Origin of the sequence: Methanolobus sp. WCC4, from assembly GCF_038022665.1 — an archaeon.
Taxonomy (GTDB): Archaea; Halobacteriota; Methanosarcinia; order Methanosarcinales; family Methanosarcinaceae; genus Methanolobus.
Genome location: NZ_CP150629.1, coordinates 1,504,872 through 1,525,842 on the forward strand (window position 1 = coordinate 1,504,872; position 20,971 = coordinate 1,525,842).

Annotated in this window: 18 protein-coding genes and 1 tRNA gene; 11 read left to right on the plus strand and 8 right to left on the minus strand. The window is 46.6% G+C overall.

Features of this window, described 5'->3' with window-relative positions; genetic code table 11:
- The gene (locus V7O63_RS07315; protein WP_340817750.1) at window positions 1-1,002 is read left to right on the plus strand and encodes a type II secretion system F family protein; all 1,002 of its coding nucleotides are present in this window, start codon (window positions 1-3) and stop codon (window positions 1,000-1,002) included.
- A 32-nt stretch (window positions 1,003-1,034) separates the two neighbouring features.
- On the opposite strand, the gene V7O63_RS07320 is transcribed toward V7O63_RS07315, so the two are convergent.
- The 3 genes from V7O63_RS07320 to V7O63_RS07330 form a co-directional block, all read right to left on the minus strand.
- The gene (locus V7O63_RS07320) at window positions 1,035-1,610 is read right to left on the minus strand and encodes a FumA C-terminus/TtdB family hydratase beta subunit (RefSeq protein ID WP_340817751.1); all 576 of its coding nucleotides are present in this window, start codon (window positions 1,608-1,610) and stop codon (window positions 1,035-1,037) included.
- The gene (locus V7O63_RS07325; RefSeq protein WP_340817752.1) at window positions 1,610-2,449 is read right to left on the minus strand and encodes a fumarate hydratase; all 840 of its coding nucleotides are present in this window, start codon (window positions 2,447-2,449) and stop codon (window positions 1,610-1,612) included. The genes V7O63_RS07320 and V7O63_RS07325 overlap by 1 nt, the downstream gene beginning before the upstream one ends.
- 53 nt (window positions 2,450-2,502) lie before the next feature.
- Window positions 2,503-2,588: transfer RNA gene (locus V7O63_RS07330), tRNA-Leu, on the minus strand.
- A gap of 246 nt (window positions 2,589-2,834) precedes the next feature.
- Between V7O63_RS07330 and V7O63_RS07335 the strand changes: the two genes are divergently transcribed.
- Window positions 2,835-3,062, plus strand: coding sequence for a winged helix-turn-helix domain-containing protein (locus V7O63_RS07335; RefSeq protein ID WP_340820820.1), 228 nt, complete (start codon window positions 2,835-2,837; stop codon window positions 3,060-3,062).
- A gap of 39 nt (window positions 3,063-3,101) precedes the next feature.
- Here the strand turns inward: V7O63_RS07335 and V7O63_RS07340 are convergent, their stop codons facing one another.
- On the minus strand, window positions 3,102-3,569 hold the full coding sequence (locus V7O63_RS07340; RefSeq protein ID WP_340817754.1) for a hypothetical protein: 468 nt from the start codon (window positions 3,567-3,569) through the stop codon (window positions 3,102-3,104).
- A 194-nt stretch (window positions 3,570-3,763) separates the two neighbouring features.
- On the opposite strand from V7O63_RS07340, the gene V7O63_RS07345 reads away from it, so the two are divergent.
- Window positions 3,764-7,183 carry a DNA polymerase II large subunit gene (locus V7O63_RS07345; RefSeq protein WP_340820821.1) on the plus strand — a complete coding sequence of 1,140 codons (3,420 nt, stop codon included), beginning with the start codon at window positions 3,764-3,766 and terminating at the stop codon, window positions 7,181-7,183.
- Window positions 7,184-7,226: 43 nt separating this feature from the next.
- Here the strand turns inward: V7O63_RS07345 and mmp10 are convergent, their stop codons facing one another.
- A complete protein-coding gene (gene mmp10 / locus V7O63_RS07350; protein ID WP_340817756.1) occupies window positions 7,227-8,459 on the minus strand; it encodes a methyl coenzyme M reductase-arginine methyltransferase Mmp10 in 1,233 nt (410 codons plus the stop codon).
- 364 nt (window positions 8,460-8,823) lie between these two features.
- Here mmp10 and mcrB point away from each other — a divergent pair, with 364 nt between their 5' ends.
- The 7 genes from mcrB (at window position 8,824) to V7O63_RS07385 (ending at window position 17,456) form a co-directional block, all read left to right on the plus strand.
- Entirely contained in the window at window positions 8,824-10,128 is a 1,305-nt protein-coding gene (mcrB, locus tag V7O63_RS07355; protein ID WP_340817758.1) for a coenzyme-B sulfoethylthiotransferase subunit beta, read from the plus strand.
- A gap of 50 nt (window positions 10,129-10,178) precedes the next feature.
- On the plus strand, window positions 10,179-10,685 hold the full coding sequence (gene mcrD / locus V7O63_RS07360; protein WP_340817759.1) for a methyl-coenzyme M reductase operon protein D: 507 nt from the start codon (window positions 10,179-10,181) through the stop codon (window positions 10,683-10,685).
- 8 nt (window positions 10,686-10,693) lie between these two features.
- Window positions 10,694-11,296 carry a methyl-coenzyme M reductase I operon protein C gene (mcrC, locus tag V7O63_RS07365; RefSeq protein WP_340817760.1) on the plus strand — a complete coding sequence of 201 codons (603 nt, stop codon included), beginning with the start codon at window positions 10,694-10,696 and terminating at the stop codon, window positions 11,294-11,296.
- A gap of 12 nt (window positions 11,297-11,308) precedes the next feature.
- Window positions 11,309-12,058, plus strand: coding sequence for a coenzyme-B sulfoethylthiotransferase subunit gamma (mcrG, locus tag V7O63_RS07370; RefSeq protein WP_340817761.1), 750 nt, complete (start codon window positions 11,309-11,311; stop codon window positions 12,056-12,058).
- 10 nt (window positions 12,059-12,068) lie between these two features.
- Window positions 12,069-13,787 carry a coenzyme-B sulfoethylthiotransferase subunit alpha gene (gene mcrA / locus V7O63_RS07375; RefSeq protein WP_340817762.1) on the plus strand — a complete coding sequence of 573 codons (1,719 nt, stop codon included), beginning with the start codon at window positions 12,069-12,071 and terminating at the stop codon, window positions 13,785-13,787.
- 208 nt (window positions 13,788-13,995) lie between these two features.
- Entirely contained in the window at window positions 13,996-15,132 is a 1,137-nt protein-coding gene (locus V7O63_RS07380) for a TIGR04083 family peptide-modifying radical SAM enzyme (RefSeq protein WP_340817763.1), read from the plus strand.
- A gap of 275 nt (window positions 15,133-15,407) precedes the next feature.
- Window positions 15,408-17,456, plus strand: a complete 2,049-nt coding sequence (locus V7O63_RS07385; protein ID WP_340817764.1) for a hydantoinase/oxoprolinase family protein — start codon at window positions 15,408-15,410, stop codon at window positions 17,454-17,456.
- Window positions 17,457-17,501: 45 nt separating this feature from the next.
- Here V7O63_RS07385 and aroA read toward each other — a convergent pair whose 3' ends face one another.
- Window positions 17,502-18,782, minus strand: coding sequence for a 3-phosphoshikimate 1-carboxyvinyltransferase (gene aroA / locus V7O63_RS07390; RefSeq protein ID WP_340817765.1), 1,281 nt, complete (start codon window positions 18,780-18,782; stop codon window positions 17,502-17,504).
- Between the two features lie 314 nt (window positions 18,783-19,096).
- On the opposite strand from aroA, the gene V7O63_RS07395 reads away from it, so the two are divergent.
- Entirely contained in the window at window positions 19,097-19,531 is a 435-nt protein-coding gene (locus V7O63_RS07395; RefSeq protein ID WP_340817766.1) for a DUF488 domain-containing protein, read from the plus strand.
- Window positions 19,532-19,586: 55 nt separating this feature from the next.
- On the opposite strand, the gene htpX is transcribed toward V7O63_RS07395, so the two are convergent.
- Together htpX and V7O63_RS07405 are read right to left on the minus strand one after the other, a co-directional pair.
- Window positions 19,587-20,444 carry a zinc metalloprotease HtpX gene (gene htpX / locus V7O63_RS07400; protein WP_340817767.1) on the minus strand — a complete coding sequence of 286 codons (858 nt, stop codon included), beginning with the start codon at window positions 20,442-20,444 and terminating at the stop codon, window positions 19,587-19,589.
- Window positions 20,445-20,688: 244 nt separating this feature from the next.
- A complete protein-coding gene (locus tag V7O63_RS07405) occupies window positions 20,689-20,952 on the minus strand; it encodes a hypothetical protein (RefSeq protein WP_340817769.1) in 264 nt (87 codons plus the stop codon).
- Window positions 20,953-20,971: the final 19 nt, after the last annotated feature.

Consider the following 20,971-nt stretch of genomic DNA (forward strand, 5'->3'; position numbering starts at 1 on the left):
ATGAACCTGCGTGAGATAATCAACAACATCTTCAATAAAGAAGCGGATCTTGACAGTTCCCTCACAGAAGAAGAGCTATCTGAGATCGAGGATCAGCATATAAGCTTCAAGATCAAAGAAGCCGGTAAGAATGTGCTTCTGAAGGAGTTCTTCAAAGATCCCAGAAAGATGCTGTATACATACCCTGAATACACTTTCTTTGTGAGCGTACCTTTAGCTTTTGTTTTCTTTATTGTGGGCATGGCAGCTACCTGGGGTACTGTGCTGATAGATGATGTTATCGTTTTCACTGTCCTTTTAGTTATAACTCCTCCTTCTATCACGTTCCAGATAAAATACAAGAAGACGAGCAAGATAGAGGAATACCTTCCAACTTTCCTGAGGGATATATCCGAGATGAGCAGGGCAGGACTTACTCTTCCAAGGGCTGTCAATACTGTTGCAAAAGGTGAGTATGGGGCTCTGACCGGTGAGGTACAGAGCATGGATTCCGCCATGTCATGGGGTGTTTCCTTTGAAGAGGCACTGGAGACCTTTGCAAAAAGGACTCCTACTCCTATAATCACAAGGACGGTCTCCCTTATCAATCAGGCCAGCAGGGCAGGTGGTCGCGTATCTTCCGTTCTGGAGGCTGCTGCCAGGGATGCAAGGGAAGTTAAACTGCTGGAGCGTGAGAGGCGCGGTAACATGATGGTCTATGTTGTCATCAGTTACATGTCGTTCTTCGTTTTCCTCTTCGTAATTGGAATGCTTACCTCCACTTTCGTGCCAACAATGGCAGATGCAGGCAGGGCAGCTTCAGCAGCAGGCGCAGGAAGTCAGTTCATCGGCGCTTTTGACCCGGCTAAATATACCCGTCTTATGATGCATACCGGAGTTATCCAGGGATTCATGAGCGGTCTTGTTGCAGGTCAGATGGGTGAGGGTTCAGTTTCCCTTGGACTGAAACATTCCATTATCATGACCCTTATCGCATGGGTAGTATTCACCTTTGTGATCTGAGCCGGAAAAAAGAAATTAAAATAAAAAGTTGCTTATTCGATCTTCGAATAAGCCTCCTTTGCTTTTTTGGTGATGTTCAGGAACAGGTCTTCGTTGTGGGAATCTATTCCAACGACAAGAGGTCCGAATTCCTTTACTTCGAGTTCCCACACAGCTTCAGGCATTCCCAGGTCCAGCCAGTGTACCTTCTTTACCTTCTCGATGCTCATGGCAGCAAGTGCGGCACATCCTCCTGTGAATGCAAGATAGACTGCTTTGTTCTCCATGGCTCCCTTGACGTTGTCCATTCCGCCCTTCCCTATAAAGGCACGTACGGGGTGCACCTTAAGGAGTTCCGGTGTCATTTTTGACATACGGGCACTGGTTGTAGGTCCGGCAGCCACGACTTCCCAGTTACCGTCGTTCTCTCTCATGAGGGGGCCGCAGTGGTAGATCACTGCACCTTCAAGGTCAAAGGGTAGTTCCTCTTTCTCCTCTGCCATTTCAAGTATCCTGGCATGTGCCTCATCCCTTGCTGTGAAAACTGTCCCTGTGAGGTATACGATGTCACCTGCTTTGAGCTTCTTTACACTCTCTTCAGCCAGTGGTGTTGTAAGTCTGTATTCCATCACTGGTCACCTCCAAGTGTGACTGAAGCGTGTCTATTTGCCCAGCATTGTATGTTCACAGCCACAGGCAGGGATGCAGTATGGCAGTGTGCCTTCTTTATGTGGACTGCAAGTGCCGTGGTCTTTCCTCCAAGTCCCATGGGTCCGATCCCAAGGGAATTGATATCATTGAGCAGGTCCAGTTCCTCTTCGTTCATATCATCCATCTTTTCAAGAAGTGACGACTTTGCAAGCCTTGCTGCTTTGTCAAATGACCCGCCGATACCAACACCCACGACAATTGGCGGGCAGGGTTTACCACCGGCATTCAGCACGGTCTCAAGTACGAAGTTACGTATCATGTCCTTCTCTGTAGGGTTGAGCATCCTTATGGCACTCATGTTCTCAGAGCCTGCACCCTTTGGGGCAACGGTTATCTTTATACTGTTCCCTTCGACCAGTTCGTATTTGATATCAGGTATTCCGTTTCCTGTATTATTCCCACTGTTACTGCGGCTGATCGGATCCACCGCATTGGGGCGGAGTGGTATCGATGCAGTTGCCAGTTTAACACCTTCGAGGATCGCTTCCTCAAGGTTACATTCTATGATAGCTTCACGCCCCAGCTCTACGAAGAATATGAGTATTCCTGTGTCCTGGCATATGGGCACTTTCCGGCTGCCAGCGATCTCTATATTCTTCAGGATGGCTTCAAGTTGTTCTTTTGCTACGGGGGAATTTTCATTAGAAGCAGCTTTTTCAAGTGAGCTAACAACATCCTGTGGAAGTCTGGTCTCAGCTTCTTCAAGAATATCTACAACGGCTGATACAACAGTATCATGATTGATAGGATTTGACAAAAAAGATCACCTTTAATGTTTGGCACAGGAAAGAACGATATTTCAATTTTAAATGGTGCGGGAGAAGGGATTCGAACCCCCGAACGCCTACGCGAGCAGATCTTGAGTCTGCCACCGTTGACCGCTTGGTTACTCCCGCATCGGGATTAACGATACCTCTATAGCTGTATTTATTATAAATCTAACTGTCGTTATCTGATCTTATATCTTGAACCTGCTTGTTGATAAGCGGTGGTTATTTTCCATGCAATATATTATCATTGTAATATTTTAATCGACGGTATTAAATATATGCCTAACGATATTGTAAGTGAGTCAACAGTATTTGTTCATTAGTGAATCGTTGGCTTAGTGGTACAGTAAATAGAATGCTGGGGGCATTACTATTAGGCGGAGTAGGTTAGACATTACGTTGGATATCCTAAAGATAACTCTTGAAGGTGCAAAGAAGACACAGATAGTTTACGGAGCGAACCTTAATTCTTCAATTGCGAACAAGTATATTACAATACTTGCAGAAAAGCAGCTTATTGAACATAAAGGGGACGTATTTGTAACAACTGATAAAGGAAGACAATACAGGGAAATGGCCAGTGAACTTAGTATTCACTAACCTTTTCCAATATCTTTTTTTTTGTATTCTCTATTTATATCATATAAGTCCGAGCACACCTGATAGTTTCAACAGTACGTTAGCTATGGCAAATGTGACACTGTTGGTAAACCCGACAGGCTCGATCACTATCCTATCCTCATCCATGGCATCGACGAATGTGCCCAGTGGGTATTCGGAGTTCAGCACTTCATAAGTTGTATCTTCATCAGTACCAACCACGACAGTTGCACCGATATCGTCTTCTGCATCAATTTCCTCGAATGTCGTGATCACAGAATCCTCAGTGACTGCTTTGATATGCAATTCAGTGCCGTCGTTCTGTTCGATCACCAGATGGACAACCTCATTTCCAAGCAACATATTAATGAAAGAAGGTACCTGGTCAGAAACATCATTGTACTCGTTCACCTTCAGTTCGATGTCAGTGAAAATATCAGCACTTGCGGTCTGTGCGGATGCAAGCGCAACGGACAGGACCAACAATAAGATTATTAGTTTTTTCATATTCGCTCCTCCCTTAAAATCTATAATTTATATTTTGAACTTAATACTATTAAAGGGTTAACTGATGAACAATTGATTATATGTTCGTGCCTGTTCCCCACTCTGGACCATTTATACTCCCAAAATAAAAATGTGAACCATGACAATGGTTTTTTACTTCCTGTGACATAGAGTACCGGGACGGAGGATTCTGAATAGGCGAGATAGTGGTCAGCGATTCCATGAGGGAATATTTTGAAGGACTCGAGTCCAGACTACATGAAGAGATAGCTATTGCCAATCGTGCACGTTCAAAAGGCAGGGACCCAAAACCTCAGGTAGAGATCCCTCTTGCCAAGGACCTTGCGGACAGGGTGGAGAACCTGATCGGTGTGAAGGGCGTTGCTGAACAGATACGTATCTTCGATGAGACGATGTCCCGTGAGGAGGGTGCCCTTGCAATAGGAAAGGCTGTTGCAGAGGGTGCAGTTGGAGAGTTCGATTCTAAGGAAGAAGCTATCGAGGCTGCTATACGTGTGTCTGTTGCAATGCTGACCGAGGGTGTGGTTGCTGCACCTATCGAGGGAATAGACAAAGTGACCCTTGGAAAGAACGATGACGGAAGCGAGTACATAAGGATATTCTATTCAGGACCCATACGCAGTGCAGGAGGAACAGCCCAGGCGCTCTCCGTACTTGTAGGTGATTATGTACGCCGTGCTGTAGGTATTGACCGTTTCAAGCCACGCAAGGATGAGGTTGAGAGGTATGTGGAGGAGATCCTTCTCTACAGGCGTGTGGCTACTTTGCAGTACACACCATCTGAGGATGAGATCAGGCTGATAGTCGAGAACTGTCCGATCTGCATCGATGGTGAGCCCACAGAGGCTGAGGAAGTTGAGGGTTACAGGAACCTTGACAGGATAGAGACCAACAGGGTACGTGGCGGTATGTGTCTTGTACTTGCGGAAGGTCTGGCACTGAAGGCCCCGAAGGTCCTGAAGCATGTCAACAAGCTCGAAATGGATGGCTGGGACTGGCTTAACAAGCTCATAGCCGGAACGAAAAGCTCAGATGATGACGATGGCGGTTTTGTCGGTGTCAAACCCAAGGACAAATATCTACGTGATCTCATTGCTGGCCGACCCGTATTCTCCCATCCAATGAGACCCGGTGGTTTCAGGTTACGATACGGAAGATCACGAAATACTTCTTTTGCAGCCGCAGGGATCAGTCCTGCGAGCATGTATATAATGGATAGTTTTATCGTTGCGGGTACCCAGCTCAAAGTGGAGCGTCCGGGGAAAGCTGCCGGAATGGCACCTGTGGACAGCATTGAAGGTCCTACTGTCAGGCTGAGATCAGGCGATTTGGTCAGGGTGGATGATGAGCAGATGGCTATAGATATCCATCCTGAAGTGGAAGAGATCATCGATATTGGCGAGATACTGATCAACTACGGTGATTTCCTTGAGAACAATCATCCGCTTGTCCCTTCATCTTATTGTTTTGAATGGTGGATACAGGAATTTGAAAAGGCTGTTGTGGACTCTCCTTATTCAAAGGCTGAACTGGAGTTGCCTTCACAGGAACTGGCACTTGAACTGTGCGAAAAATATAATGTTCCTCTGCATCCTGCGTACACTCATCTGTGGCATGATATCTCGATCGATGAGTATACTGAACTTGCTTCGTTCATATCCGGGAATGGCACTCTCTCCTCTGATGGTTCCTGTCTGGAACTACCGCTTGATATTTCAAATGATGCCGGGATTAAAACGATCCTGGAAAAACTGCTGGTATTGCACAGTGTACGTGGCGGAAAGATAATGATAGGTGACCCTCTTCCATTCATCAGGTGCCTTGGTCTTGACAGGGAACTGACTAAGAAATGGGATTCACTGACTTCAACAGAGATCATGGATGTTGTCAACGAGGTCAGCGGGATGGTCGTAAGGGCGCGTGCCCCTATCCGTATAGGTGCAAGAATGGGCCGTCCGGAGAAATCCAACAAGAGAAAGATGTCTCCTGCTCCTCATGTCCTGTTCCCTATCGGGGATTCTGCAGGGAACACCCGTAAGATGGAGGCGGCTGCCAGCTATATCGCATCTATGAACGGGAAAGTTGGCCAGATACGGGTTGAGATAGGAAACCGTGTATGTCCGGCCTGCGGAATGGATAGTTTCCTCTACCGCTGTGACTGTGGAGAGTTCACCGTTCCCAAACTGTTCTGTCCGAGATGTGGCAGGTCCGAACCGAAGGAGGAGTGTCCAAAGTGCGGTTCAAAGACCACCTGTGTGAAGATGCAGAACATCAATTTCAAGGAGATATACCAGGCTGCCTTCGCGAAGGTCGGTGAACGTGAGAATATCGAGGTCAAGGGTGTCAAGCGCATGATGTCCGGGACCATGACACCGGAACCTCTTGAAAAAGGCATCCTGAGGGCTAAGCATGATCTTTATACTTTCAAGGACGGGACCGTCAGATACGATATGTCCGACATCCCGTTGACACACATACGGGCAGATGAACTTGATATCGGTGTTGAGAAGCTCCAGCAGATCGGTTACACTGAGGATATATATGGTGAGCCATTGGAAAGGGATGATCAGGTCGTATGTCTCAAAGTGCAGGACCTTGTGGTATCTTATGACTGTGCCGCCTACCTGCTGAGAACCACTCAATATATCGATGACCTTCTTGTGAAGTACTATGGGGAGGAACCATATTATAACGCAAAGGAAGCCAGTGATCTTGTAGGCACCATGCTTATGGGTCTTGCTCCGCATACCTCTGCAGGTGTGCTAGGAAGGCTTGTAGGATTTACCAAGGCATCCGTGGGTTATGCACATCCTTTCTTCCATGCAGCCAAGAGAAGGAACTGTGATGGGGACGAGGACTGTGTGATGCTTCTTCTGGATGGTCTTATGAATTTCTCAAGGGACTACCTGCCTGAGAAGAGGGGAGGTAAGATGGATGCTCCGCTTGTGCTTACAACTCGTCTGGATCCGAGCGAGGTTGACAAGGAAGCACATAATATCGATGTGTGTGACCACTATCCTCTGGAATTCTATGAGGCAACACAGAGCTATACAAATCCCAAGGAACTCGAATCCACATTCGATCTCATCAGTGCCAGACTCGGTACTCCTGACCAGTATGAGCACTTCATGTTCACCCACGATACTTCTGATATCGCAGCTGGTCCGCTTAACAGTGCCTATAAGACCCTTGGCAGTATGGTGGAAAAGATGGATGCCCAGCTTGCTCTGGGGGATAAGATCCGTGCTGTGGATGCTTCCAATGTTGCGGAGAGGGTATTGATATCGCACTTCCTTCCGGACATGTTCGGCAATCTCAGGGCGTTCTCAAGACAGGGTACCAGATGCCTGAAGTGTGCTGCCAAGTTCAGGAGACCTCCGCTTACGGGTATTTGCCCTAAATGTGGCGGACGTGTTATCCTCACGGTGCATGAGGGTGCTGTAAAGAAATATCTCGAGGTCTCAAAGAAGGTTGCACTCGAGTACAACGTATCAAGCTATACAAAACAGAGGATCGATCTTCTAGGTCTTGACATGGAATCGCTGTTCCAGAATGACCGGTCAAAACAGACCGGACTCCTGGAATTCATGTGATAAAATATAACAGGGTGCTTCTGCTCGTTCTGTAGAGGTTCTTTCATTCTTCTATTTTCAGGCCTAGCGCATTGATCTCGTTTATGAGCTCTGTGAACTGTTCTATCTCGAATTCAAGTATCTCTTCCTTAGAAAGACCGATGGACATTTCCCCGTCATATGTCAGCATCTCCGGGCCCCTGCGGACAAAGCGTGATACTCCATCTCCTGAGAGGACCTTTGTTGCTTCAGGGTCATGTACGAATGCCCTTCCCGGGATAAGTACGGTTTCCTTTAGGTCACTGAGGTCAAGTTTTTCCAGGTCCTCTATTGTGATAAGGCACCCTATGTCCTTGTCAACTGCAACGACATTGACCGCACTTCCGAGCTTTGTGAATATCTCCTGAAGCCTGTCCTTTGAAGCTCTGCTCGAAAGTATTGTGGCATCTTTCCTGACAGCCGGCAATCTGTCGAGTGCATACTGCTCGTTCCTGATGGCATATGGTGAGCCGATGAGCGGGTCTTCCAGTGGTGTTCCTGTGATGCGGATATTGTGTTTTGAATCAGCATCACGGACGATCTGCACGAACTCTTCTATGGGATGTGTCTCTATGCCATCCATCACGGGAGCGTTGTTGAGGATGAGTCCTTCCTCCGTCCTGTTGGCAAAGCGCATGAGTATCGCTCCTTTTGCTCCCATTTCCTCAAGGTCTGTAAGGGTCTTTTCAAGAACATCCCCGTCATTGATCCCCGGGATAAGGACGATGGCCGCGTAGACATCGCAATGCTGACAGAACTGGTGCAGGACCTTTAACGATGCTTCAGGCTCGGGATCTCTCATGTATTCCCTCCTTAGCTCAGGGTCTGTTGCGAACACTGTGAATGATACTTCTGTAACTCCGTGTTCGAGGAAGAATTCAGCTTCATCCCCTTTGTCAAATCCTTTTCCGCTGGTGTATCCAAGATGTATGGGGATGCCGAACTGTGCAATGTTGGCAACAAGCTCCATGAGGTCGGGATAACAACTGACATCTCCTCCACCGCTGATGGTTATCTTGTCGAAGTCGCCGCCCATACGCAGACGCTGGTAGAGTTCCTGGAACACATATTGCCCGGGTTTAAAGCTGGAGTAGGCTTCCCTTACGCCTCTGGTGCAGTAGTCACAGCCTTTTTTAAAAGGAAAACAGTATTTACATCCAAAAGGCGGATTGTCCTTTACTTTCTTGAAATAACAGTATGTGCAGAAGCCTTTGCAATCGATTCCCGGATTGCCTCCTACGTCAGCGGTGATCTCCATAGAACGGATTACATATTATATATGTACTTAAAGGTTTGCGGATCACAGGGTTTTGACAGAAGATGATCTATAATAATTCTGTCTTTGTCTCAGTCACATATATACTTTATTTAAAGCAGGATGCTGGCAGAGCACATAGTGAATTATTTTTATCAATTGATTTTACCTGCGTTCGATGATAACGGTATTGTCAGAAACGATGCAAAAGGTTTAAACGTCATTGTTGCTTAATAAATCCGAGAATTCCCGGTGGAAAATATATGCGCAGAGATTACTGTGTGGTACAGAGTAATTGACTTTCTTTATTTGTCTGTGCATTTCCAGATGGGTGATTTCTGAATAGAAACATAGGAGGAAAATATACGTGTCTGATAAAATAGACATTTACGACGACAGAGGTAAACTGTTGGAAAGCGGCGTTGATCTTATGGATATTGCGCCAACAAGGAATGCAGCGATTCAAAATATCATCAAAGATACAAAGAGGACAGTTGCTGTAAACCTCGCAGGTATCGAGAAAGCGCTGAAAACAGGTTCAATGGGTGGCGCTAAAAAGCAGATCCTTGGTAGAGAACTTGACTACGACATCGTAGGCAACTCCGGTGCTATCCTTGATGCAGTAGAGACACTCATTAAGGTCAGCGAAGATGATGACACCAATGTAAAGGAACTTGGTGGCGGAAAGCAGCTTCTTGTCCAGATCCCAAGCGTAAGGACACAGATCGGTGCTGACTTCGTATCTGCAAGCACAGTAACCGGTGCAGCAGTCGTACAGACAATCATTGACATGTTCAACACTGACATGTTCGATGCACCAATCGTAAAGTCCGCTGTATGGGGAAGCTACCCACAGACAATGGACATGAAGGGCGCAAACATTGCATCCATTCTCAGCATTCCACAGAACAACGAAGGTCTTGGATACTCCCTGAGGAACATCACAACAAACCACGTTGCAGCAATCACCGGTAAGAAGGCAATCAATGCAGCAGCACTTTCATCCATCTTCGAGCAGGTAGGTATGTACGAGATGGGTAACGCTGTAGGTCCTTTCGAGAGACACCAGTTACTTGGTCTTGCTTACCAGGGTCTTAACGCAGGCAACTTCGTTTACGACATCGTAAAAGAGAACGGTAAGGACGGTACAATCGGTACTGTGATCGAGTCAACAGTAGAAAAGGCTCTTGAAGCAGGTGTCATCTCCGTCGACAAGACAGCACCTTCCGGCTACAACTTCTACAAGGCAAACGATGTTTCCATGTGGAATGCATGTGCAGCAGTCGGTCAGCTCGCAGCAACCCTTGTAAACTGTGGTGCAGGCAGAGCAGCTCAGAACGTATCCTCAACCATCCTCTACTTCAATGACATACTTGAGAAGGAAACAGGTCTTCCAGGCTGTGACATGGGTAGGGCACAGGGTACTGCAGTAGGATTCTCATTCTTCAGTCACTCCATCTATGGTGGCGGTGGACCAGGTATCTTCAACGGTAACCACGTTGTAACCAGGCACTCCAGAGGTTTCGCAATTCCTTGTGTATGTGCAGCAGTCTCACTTGACGCAGGCACACAGATGACCACCATCGAGAAGACATCCACACTTGTCGGTAACGTATTTGGATCCATTCCAGAATTCAAGGAGCCAATCAAGGCAGTGGCAGGAGCTCTCTAAGACACAACTCCCCTCCTTAAATATCACAGATAATCATAAAGGTAACAAAAATGTCCGAAGCTTGTTCAGACGCAAACAATGTGCAGCTTGAAATATTCCCTTCAAGGCTGCTTAAACCTGAAACAGCCCAGAACTTACTCAACGAGATCGCTGATCTTGATGGGATCATAAGGCTGTTCGTTCATGGCCCAAGACTTCCCCAGACCGTTCCTTACGGACCTGCCACAGGATTGCCTGTGCAGCACCCTGGAAACACTGTAATTGAGGTCGCAGGCCAGGCAATAGAACTTGCCGTATCCGTTGGTAGCATCCGTATGGAAGTTATGAACGCAGATGTAAAAGAGCAGGTCAGGGAAGTTTGTGAGAATGTTCTTTCAGTACCATTCGAGTTCAGAGAAGGTAACTTCATTCCAAGAAGACAGACTGTAAGTGACTACGCAAGACGTGGCGCAGATGCAGATCCCCTTCTGATTGGAATGACCGACCCGAAAGGAAAACTGAAGAACCAGCCAGTATGTATCCTTAAACCTGATGACATACCACATGATATGGAATAAGTGATAACATGTTCGACCGGGAAACACAGGTTGTAGATTGCAGACACGGAATGGGTCTTGGCCGTGGAGGAGGACTTGCCCAGCGCGGTACTCTTTCTGAAACAGGAAGACCTGATGTCATCGCAGTTGCAATGAGCCCGGGAAGAAGACATATCACAAAACCAGTATGTGAACTCACATATGGCATGCGCCGTGAGGAGATTCAGGTAAGTGTGCTCGTGCTTAACACCGGTTCAGGTGTTCCGGACACCAATATGGGTTCCGGCTCTTTCGGAATAAGTCCTGAGGAGATAGCACAGATCAACAGACACAAAGTTGCTGTGATCCACACAGGGAACATAAGGGACCATGTGGTCAGAAAAGTAAAGGCAATTCTTGAAGAAGCCGATATTCCTGCAGTAGTTGTTTGTCAGACCCTTGTTGATTTCGAGGATCTCGCAATGGCAGGAGTCAAGACACGGCTTGTTAAACCAAAAGATAGTGATATTCTAACTAAGGGAAGGGTAATGGAAATTGTGACAGGAGTTACACGAGGCGAATCATGTTCGAGGGAAAAACTGAACGAACTCGTGAAAGCCGTGAAAACCACAATGAGATCATTAGAGAATTAGGAGTGAATAATTATGGCATATGAACCACAATATTATCCAGGAGCAACATCAGTTGCTGAAAACAGAAGAAAACACATGTCTGGTAAAGTCGAGAAGCTCAGAGAGATCTCCGACGATGACCTGACACTTGTTCTCGGACACCGTGCACCAGGTAGCGACTACCCAAGCACCCACCCACCACTCGCAGAAATGGGCGAGCCAGAATGTTCCGTAAGAGAACTCGTAGAACCAACACCAGGCGCAAAAGCTGGTGACAGGGTAAGGTACGTACAGTTCGTTGACTCAATGTACAACGGTCCATCAGTACCATACTTCAGATCCTATGCAGCAGCTATCAACAACAGAGGTGTCGACCCAGGAACACTTTCCGGTCGTCAGGTCGTTGAAGCTCGTGAGAGAGACATGGAAGAGATCGCAAAGTTCCAGATGGAAACCGAGATGACCTGCCCAGCACTCGCAAGTCTTAGAGGTGCAACAGTACACGGTCACTCACTCAGACTTCCTGAGGACGGCGTAATGTTCGACATGCTCGACAGGTGCAGAAAAGAAGGCGATGTAATCATTATGCACAAGGACCAGGTAGGAAGGCCTATCGACAAGAAGGTAGACCTCGGAAAGCCAATGTCCCCAGAAGAGGCAGCAAAGAGGACAACCATTTACCGTGTCGACAATGTGGCATTCAGAGATGACGCAGAGGTCATCGAATGGGTACACAGAGTATTCGACCAGAGGACCACATACGGCTTCAAGCCGGAGAACTGAGGTGATTATAATGGCAGACGACAGACAGAGAATGTTTGCAAAACACATGGAAATTAAGTACACAAAAGAGCACGGTACTAACAAAATGGAAGGTGGAAAGATCACCGATATGACTGTGGAATACCACAGACTTGGTGTCGATCAGAACCCACGTAAATTAGAGATGAAAAAGGCAGGTCAGGACCTCGCAGCAAAGAGAGGACTTGTCGGTTACAACCCAATGATGCACTGTGGTGGTATACCACTCGGTCAGAGAGCACTCACCCCATCATTCCTTTCCGGAACAGATGACATGGTCGAGATCGATGACCTTCACTACGTCAACAACGCTGCAATGCAGCAGATGTGGGATGACATCAGAAGGACCGTAATTGTCGGTCTGGACATGGCACACGAGACCCTCGAGAAGAGGCTCGGTATCGAAGTCACACCAGAAACGATCAACCACTACCTTGAGACACTCAACCACGCACTTCCTGGTGGAGCAGTCGTTCAGGAACACATGGTCGAGACACACCCAGCTCTTGTAGATGACTGTTTCGTCAAGATCTTCACTGGTGACGATGAACTCGCAGACGAGATCGACAGCCAGTTCCTTATCGACATCAACAAGCAGTTCCCTGCAGAGCAGGCAGAGCAGCTTAAGGCAGCAATCGGAAAGAACTCATTCCAGGCAGCACACATCCCAACAATCGTCAGCAGAACCACCGACGGTGGTCAGACAAGCAGGTGGATGGCTATGCAGGTCGGTATGGCATTCATTTCAGCATACAGCATGTGTGCTGGTGAAGCAGCAGTAGCTGACCTTTCATACGCAGCAAAGCACGCTGGTGTCATCCAGATGGGAGAAATGCTTCCAGCAAGACGTGCACGTGCACCAAACGAGCCAGGAGGAATTCCATTCGGTCACATGGCTGATATCATCCAGACCAGCCGTAAGACACCAGAAGATGCAGCAAACGTAACCCTTGAGGTAGTTGGTGGAGCATGTATGCTTTACGACCAGATCTGGCTCGGTTCATACATGTCTGGTGGTGTAGGTTTCACCCAGTACGCAACAGCAGCATACTGTAACAACATCCTTGATGACAACCTCTACTACAACGTAGACTACATCAACGACAAGTACGATGGTGCAGCAAACACAGGTACAGACAACAAGATCAAGGCAGACCTCGAAGTAGTAAAGGACATCGCAACAGAGTCCACGATCTACGGTCTCGAGAACTACGAGAAGTACCCAACAACCCTCGAAGACCACTTCGGTGGATCCCAGAGAGCAACAAGCCTTTCCGCAGCAGCAGGTTCCGCTGTATCCCTCGCAACAGGAAACGGAAACGCTGGTCTCTCCGGATGGTACCTCTGTATGTACCTCCACAAGGAAGCACACGGCCGTCTCGGTTTCTTCGGATACGACCTGCAGGACCAGTGTGGTGCTACAAACGTACTCTCATACCAGTCCGACGAAGGTCTTGCTCTTGAACTCCGTGGACCAAACTACCCTAACTACGCAATGAACGTAGGTCACCAGGGTGGTTACACAGCTATTGCATCCGCTGCTCACGCAGGACGTGGAGATGCATACGCAGTCAACCCACTCGTCAAGGTCTGTTTCGCAGACGACCTCCTCCCATTCGACTTCTCCAAGCCAAGGAAGGAGTTCGCAAGAGGAGCTCTCAGAGAGTTCGAGCCTGCTGGTGAGAGATCACTCATCATTCCAGCAAAGTAATTTTAAAACAAGTGCAGGCTTAATGCCTGCTACTTACTCTTTTTTGAATAAGTTCTATTCTTCTGCTCTTCTTTACTCTGTTACTAAGATCTGTAAGATCATCCATTCGAAGAACTATCCGATCATGGATATGTTAGGGAGGATGGCTCTTAGAAAACTACTAATAACTTAAAACCTTGAAGAAACTTAAAAACAAGGTGCTGTAAAAATGTCTTTTCACGTGATGCTGATCCCTACCCTGGGTTGCCCGGGAGAATGTAATTACTGCTGGAGTTCCGAAGAAAGATCCCCTGTAATGAGTATCGAGACCATAAAAGAAGTAGTTGAATGGCTCAAGAACTTCAAGGAGGATTCGGTAACTTTCACCTTCCATGGTGGGGAACCGCTCCTTGCAGGTGCAGATTTCTTCAGGGAGGCTTTACCACTCCTTGCAGAGGGAGCAAAGCCGAAGAAAGTGGCCTTTGCCATACAGACCAATCTCTGGAAGATGACAGACGAGATCGCTGAGATATTTGCGGAATATAACATTCCTATCGGTTCCAGTCTTGACGGTCCTAAAGAGCTTAATGATTTCCAGAGAGGGGACGGATATTATGAAAAGACCATGCGTGGCTATGAGATCGCAAAGGAACACGGACTTTCCGTGAGATTCATTACTACTTTTACTTCCCATTCCGAAAAGTTCAGAGAAGATATCTTCAATTTCTATCTGGAGAACGGCTGGACCCTTAAGTTCCATCCCGCTCTGCCTTCATTACGTGGTGACGAACCTGAAAAATGGGCTCTTGATCCGGAAGAATACGGTAGGCTCCTGATCTATCTCCTGGATAAATACCTGGAGAACATAGACAAGATCGAGGTAATGAACATCGACCACCTTTGCAAAGGCGTATTTAGCGGCAGAGGTGCAGTATGCACTTTCGTGGATTGTATGGGAGATGTCCTGGCCGTAGGACCTGACGGAGGCATATATCCATGCTATCGCTTTGTAGGTATGCCTGAATATGTAATGGGCAATGTCCGTGACAATCCAGGCATTGAAGAACTTTCAAAGTCCGCTGCATGGAAGCTCATGTTCGATTACAAGGATCACGTGGATGAGAACTGTAAGGACTGCAAACACATAAAATATTGCAGAGGCGGCTGTCCTTACAATGCCATAACCCCGACAGGCGGAGAAATAAAGGGAGTCGACCCACACTGTATCTCATACAAGATGATACTGGATGAGATAACCGAGAGGGTCAATAATGAGATGTTCGGAGGTCCAAGTATGGAGGCTGACTTCTTCCAGAACCCCATGAAGCCTTCAAAACCGGGAATAATGGCACTGATGTTCAAGTGAATATGAGTGAAACTGATCATCAGGGAATTGATGACTTTTTGTATCGGATCCTTTATCAGGTTCTGTAGAAACACTGCTTGTCAGGAGTTTCGAATCATAATGCGGATACACTCAACTCCATAGGAGGTAAGTGTATCTGTTATTATCCTGTATTACATATTCTGTCTTTTCTTTTGTCTTCAAAGTGTTCGACAAACATGGTAATGCTTAAATAGTGCAAAACCATTGTTTTTTACACTATCTTTATTATATCTTATTTTAAGGAGTGAACCAATATGCAATACAGTCTGGGCATAGATGCCGGTGGTACATTTACAGATGGTGTGATCATCCGTGACTCGGATGGAGTTATAATGGATGCCACAAAGGTCCTGACAACATATCCTGATCCAATTGGTGGGATCAAGAAAGTAATAGATTCTCTTGATGCAGAATATGTAAAAGATGTAAAGCTGGTTTCCGTATCCACTACACTTTCCACGAATACTATCCTTGAGGACACGGGTTTTCCTGTAGCTGTCATCCTTGTCGGGGATTATGTCATCCCTAAGGAAGGGTTCCCGGCGAAATATCATATCCAGCTAAGCGGTGGTCACACAAGTAACGGAGAAGAGGCTGCTCCACTTGATGAAGATGGGGTGAAGTTGTTCGCTCTTGAGGTGAAGGATCACGTTGCAGCATTCTCAGTGTCATCTTTCTTCAGCAATCGTAATTCAGAACACGAACTTCGCGTAAAACAGATCATCCGTGAGTTGACAGGACTCCCTGTTGTTTGCGGACATGAACTTTCCCAGGAGGTAGGTGCATATGACAGGGCGATAACTGCATATCTCAATGCCCAGCTTCTGCCGATAACCCATAAGTTCATCCAGTCCATCATGGAGGACATAAAGTCCAGAGGCATGGATGCAAATCTCCTTATGCTCAAATGTGACGGTTCGGTGGTCGGTATGGAAGAAGCTCTGGAGCGTCCTATCGAGTCGATATTCTCAGGACCTGCTGCCAGTCTTGTCGGTGCGGCCTTCCTCACAAAATACGATACATGCGTCATGGTGGATGTAGGCGGTACCAGTACGGATGTTGCTCTTATCAGAAATGGTGTTCCCGAACTTAGCGACCAGGGTGCCGTGGTAGGTGGCTGGAAGACAATGGTAAAGGCTATCAGGATGGAGACTTCGGCAACAGGCGGTGATAGTCATGTATGGGTCAAGGACCAGAAGTTCTATGTTGGTCCAAGAAGGGTCATCCCTCTCTGTCGTGCTGCTACCCTGTACACAGGGTTCCTTGAGAAGTTGAAAGGGGCCAAGTCGCCATCAAGGAAGCTCCTGGATGAGAATGTACAGCCAACGAAGTTCTTTGTGCGAACAGGCTTGAGACCACTGGAACTCTCAAGAAGCGAGGATGAGATCTACGATGTAATTCAGGGATCTCCAGTTTCTTATGTTGATATCTTCCAGATCCTTAAGAAACAACCAAGCGTCCGTGCACTTGATAGCCTGATACAGAAGCGTGTGGTACAGTCAATCGGATTCACACCAACCGATGCTCTGCATGTACTTGGTGACTTCAATAAATGGGAAACAGAGGCGTCGATCATCGGTGCTGAAAGACTTGCAAAGCAATTGCGTGTCAGTAAGGAAGAGGTTGCAACCATGGTGAAGCAGAAGGTTGCAAAGAACATGGCATCCGACCTGGTGTCATACCTGGTGGATGGTATTCCGCAGACGGTCGTTGACCAGATGCTCTCAGGTAAGAATTTCACACGTTTCAAGGTAGAGACACCTGTAATATTGCTTGGGGGGCCAGTGATTGCCTACAAGGAAGAGATGGAAGATCTCATCGATGCCGATATTATTGTTCCTGAGCATGCAAGTGTAGGTAATGCTGTAGGTGCTCTTGTCGGAAAAGGTATCAAGCGTGTTGAGATCCTTATCAAGAAGGACTTTGCACCGATCACAGGTGAGGATGTTACCGACGAGGAGCTTAAAGGTGCAAAAGAGGTCATCAGCTACTTCGTTTTCACCCCGGAAGGCAGGGAGATACTCCCTGATTACATGCAGGCCTTTGATTTTGCCAGGAATACCGGTAAGGGTATCATCATGGATTACATGAAGGCAGCCGGTTATTCGAAGGATGAGGTTGAGATAGAGGTGACCAAAAAGGAGCTCATGGTAAGAGAAGGCGAAGAACCAGTTGAGACCAAGGTCATTGTAGTTGGCATAGGCACGTCCAAACTTGTTGTGGAAAAGGATGTTATCCCTGACTACATGCGCAAAAAAGCTGTCAGCTTCCGCTCTGCTGAAGATTCATATTCTGGAAAATAAAGAAAATAAAAAAAGATGCGGGAGGGAAGGAACTTCCCTTCTCTCTTATTCTATAAGGTTCACATCTGCTCCGAGGGCTGTCATTTCCTCGAAGAAGTTGGGGAATGATATCTCTACGGATTCAGCGGTGTCAATTACAGTGTCACCTGCAACCATTCCTGCAATGGTGAGCGCCATTACTATCCTGTGGTCATGCCATCCGTGGAGTTCAGCGCCACGAAGTTTTCCGCCGGTGATAATGAGCTGGTCCGGTTCTTCCTTGACAGATATTCCCATCTTGGTGAGCTCAAGTGCCATTGCATGCAGCCTGTCAGTTTCCTTGTAGCGGACGTGCTCAGCATTCTCTATAACTGTTACGCCTTCTGCACATGCGGCCAGTACGGCAATGGTAGGTACAAGATCAGGTGTTGCTCCGGCATCGAATGTTGTTCCTTTAAGACCATTACCTGTGACCTTTACAACTCCGTTCTCTTTATCCCATGATATCTCAGCTCCCATTCTTTCGAGGACATCGATGATCTCAACATCTCCCTGTTTTGAAGGGAACAGGTTCTTCACGGTGACGGAGGATCCGGTCACTGCTGCAGCTGCTAAGAGATAGGAAGCTGATGAGAAATCTCCGGGAACTGTATAATCCTTGAGGTTGTATCTCTGGTTTGCAGGGATTATGAACTTGATCGTGTTGCCTTCCTCAACAAGTATCTCGCCACCGGCCTTCTCGATGATCTCCATTGTCACATCCACATATGGTCTGGATTTCATCTCACCCTTGATAGAAAGGGTTGTGCTCTGGGTTGTAAGGGGGCATGCGATAAGTAGTGCAGATATGAACTGTGAGCTTATTGAGCCGTCTATCATTGTGATAGCCCCTTTAAGTCCTCCGCGTACTACAAGAGGTGCACAGCCGTTACCACGGGTGGAATATGCCTCTACACCCAGTTTGTTCAGCACATCCAGTAATGGCTGGTTAGGTCTGCTCCTTATTGAACCGTCCCCGGTTAGGACGGTCACACCGTTGGTCAGTGCAGAGACCGCTGTCATGAAACGGAGAGTGGTGCCGGAATTAGCTACATCTATAACATTGTTCGGGACAAATGGTTTTCCATTTACTCCTCTGATGTGAAGTTCATTCTCTGATCGCTCGATAGTTGCTCCGAGTGATTCACATGCACGTACGGTTGCCAGGGTATCAGCTGACATAAGGGGCCGGTGAATAGTACATTCATCTGAAAGGGCAGCAACAGTGATGGCCCTGTGCGTATAACTTTTAGATGGAGGTGCAAAAACCTCACCATTGACTTTAGAAGTACTGACAGATACTTTCATTTTATCCTCTTTGGTTACGGGTTTTAATAAGATCGATGATCAGATATCTTTTGTTGCCATTCCCATATCATGGCAAAGACCATATAACTAGTTTAAACAAAACCAATATTAATTTTTCCTTAAACGTGTGATATCACGGTCAGAATAGCCTTACTCAGTGATATTCTTATCGATGGCTCATCAGATATTGTTATTATGAAGGCTGTATATCTTATGCATATCTTATTTATGTTCAGAACTTGAATGCTCACCAGGACATCCGAATCCGAACAATGAAATATTATATCACTTATTAATGACCGTTGGTGCGAAGAATGAAATGTTATACGATAGGATATGGGAATCGAGGGATCGATGACTTCATATCAATGCTCATTGAGAACAAGATCACACACCTTGTGGATATAAGGAGGTATCCTCAGTCTACTTTCAAGGATTATGACAGGGAATCACTGGAAGTATTGCTCCCGAAGAACAGGATCCTTTACTCGCATTGTGATGGTGTGGGGGGGATGCGTGATACGACCTATGTGGAATACATGGGTACCGGTCCTTTCAAAGCAAGTTTTGCAAAGCTCATGGATCATATAAGGAAAGTGAATGATGATGGTGGCAGGGTAGTACTTATGTGTGCGGAAAAGAGTCCGAAAGGATGCCACAGGCAGTATCTTTCTATAAGGCTCGAAGAAAATGGAGTAGAGGTCATCCACCTCGTGGAAAGAGGGCAGACAAACCTCTTCAACTTCTGATGTCCGAATCGGACCACAGTTGAATTGAATTATATTTGTCGATACAATACTTATCTTACATTGCACGAAGACGCTTGATACGCTCTTCGGTTGCAGGATGTGTTCTGAAAAGGTTCATGAGTGAGCTTCCCCTGAGCGGGTTCACGATGAACATATGTGCTGTGTGTTCGGAAGGTTGCACATCTCCTCTTCTCTGGCGGTAATGTGTGCTGCCATATTCCAGTTTCTCCAGTGCACTTGCAAGTGCCCATGGTTTCTGTGAGATACGTGCTCCTTCTTCATCAGCAGCGAACTCTCTTGACCTTGAGATCGCAAGCTGGATGATCGTTGCTGCCAGTGGAGCAACTATGGCAAGTGCCAGAAAACCTATGATGCCGCTTGCACCGTCATCATCTCTTCCGCCAAGCCCGCCGAATATCGCTGCCCATTTGACCCAGGTGGCTACCATGGTGATAACACCTGCGATGGTCGCGGCAATAGCACTTATCAGTGTATCGCGGTTCTTTACGTGGCCCAGCTCGTGGGCAAGTACACCTTCAAGTTCATCAGCGTTCAACAGGTCAAGTATCCCTGTTGTAGCAGCCACTGCTGCGTGCTGGGGGTCCCTGCCTGTTGCGAATGCATTCGGCATGGATGTGTGTACGATATAGACCTTTGGCATTGGCAGATTCGCACGCATTGCCAGTTTCTGTACTATGCCATAAAGCTCAGGAGCTTCAGCTGATGTGACTTCCTGCGCACGGTACATTTTCAGGACTATCTTATCACTATACCAGTAACTTCCAAAATTCATGACTATCGCGAATATAAAAGCGATGATCATTCCTGACGTTCCACCAAGCATCTGGCCTACAATGACCAAAAGACCGGTTAAGGATGCCAGCAATAAAGTGGTTTTTATCATATTTCCCATGAAATTCCTCTTAGATAGAATATAGTTCTAAGGCACAATTTAGTTGTATGTTCTTCTATAAAAATCTACCTGTTATTTTATTATTCCTTGTTAATAAATATAAATATCAGTAGACTTCAATAAACTTTAAAGAACTGAAAAAGAGTGGTCTTTTATATTTGAGTAACAGGGTTTTTGCAGATATAAATAAATAAGAGATATATCAGATATCAAAAAGTAAAAAAAGAATATGAATGAGGTACATTCATATTTCTTCGACAACGATCTCTTCTTCAAGCTCCATCTCATCGATGAGAGCTTCAAGTTCCGCAAGCTCAGCTTCCAGATCCTGCATCTCGGTGTCCGTTATACCCACCATTTCTTCATTGAGTGCTTCATCGGCAACACTTATGTTCTGTGTGTCTCCGGTACCTGCAGTATCTTCTGTGGTATCTTTATCAGCACAACCCGAGATTACAAGAGCAAACAGCAGAACTGCAATGATGGCGATATTCCTAAATTTGGTCATTTCTTCTCAACTCCTATAT

Bases quoted from the DNA above. Each gene is read 5' to 3' on its own strand.
- V7O63_RS07315 (WP_340817750.1), top strand. From the start codon at position 1: ATGAACCTGCGTGAGATAATCAACAACATCTTCAATAAAGAAGCGGAT.
- V7O63_RS07320 (WP_340817751.1), bottom strand. From the start codon at position 1,610: ATGGAATACAGACTTACAACACCACTGGCTGAAGAGAGTGTAAAGAAG.
- V7O63_RS07340 (WP_340817754.1), bottom strand. From the start codon at position 3,569: ATGAAAAAACTAATAATCTTATTGTTGGTCCTGTCCGTTGCGCTTGCA.
- mmp10 (WP_340817756.1), bottom strand. From the start codon at position 8,459: ATGGAGATCACCGCTGACGTAGGAGGCAATCCGGGAATCGATTGCAAA.
- mcrD (WP_340817759.1), top strand. From the start codon at position 10,179: ATGTCCGAAGCTTGTTCAGACGCAAACAATGTGCAGCTTGAAATATTC.
- mcrC (WP_340817760.1), top strand. From the start codon at position 10,694: ATGTTCGACCGGGAAACACAGGTTGTAGATTGCAGACACGGAATGGGT.
- mcrG (WP_340817761.1), top strand. From the start codon at position 11,309: ATGGCATATGAACCACAATATTATCCAGGAGCAACATCAGTTGCTGAA.
- mcrA (WP_340817762.1), top strand. From the start codon at position 12,069: ATGGCAGACGACAGACAGAGAATGTTTGCAAAACACATGGAAATTAAG.
- V7O63_RS07380 (WP_340817763.1), top strand. From the start codon at position 13,996: ATGTCTTTTCACGTGATGCTGATCCCTACCCTGGGTTGCCCGGGAGAA.
- V7O63_RS07385 (WP_340817764.1), top strand. From the start codon at position 15,408: ATGCAATACAGTCTGGGCATAGATGCCGGTGGTACATTTACAGATGGT.
- aroA (WP_340817765.1), bottom strand. From the start codon at position 18,782: ATGAAAGTATCTGTCAGTACTTCTAAAGTCAATGGTGAGGTTTTTGCA.
- V7O63_RS07395 (WP_340817766.1), top strand. From the start codon at position 19,097: ATGAAATGTTATACGATAGGATATGGGAATCGAGGGATCGATGACTTC.
- htpX (WP_340817767.1), bottom strand. From the start codon at position 20,444: ATGGGAAATATGATAAAAACCACTTTATTGCTGGCATCCTTAACCGGT.
- V7O63_RS07405 (WP_340817769.1), bottom strand. From the start codon at position 20,952: ATGACCAAATTTAGGAATATCGCCATCATTGCAGTTCTGCTGTTTGCT.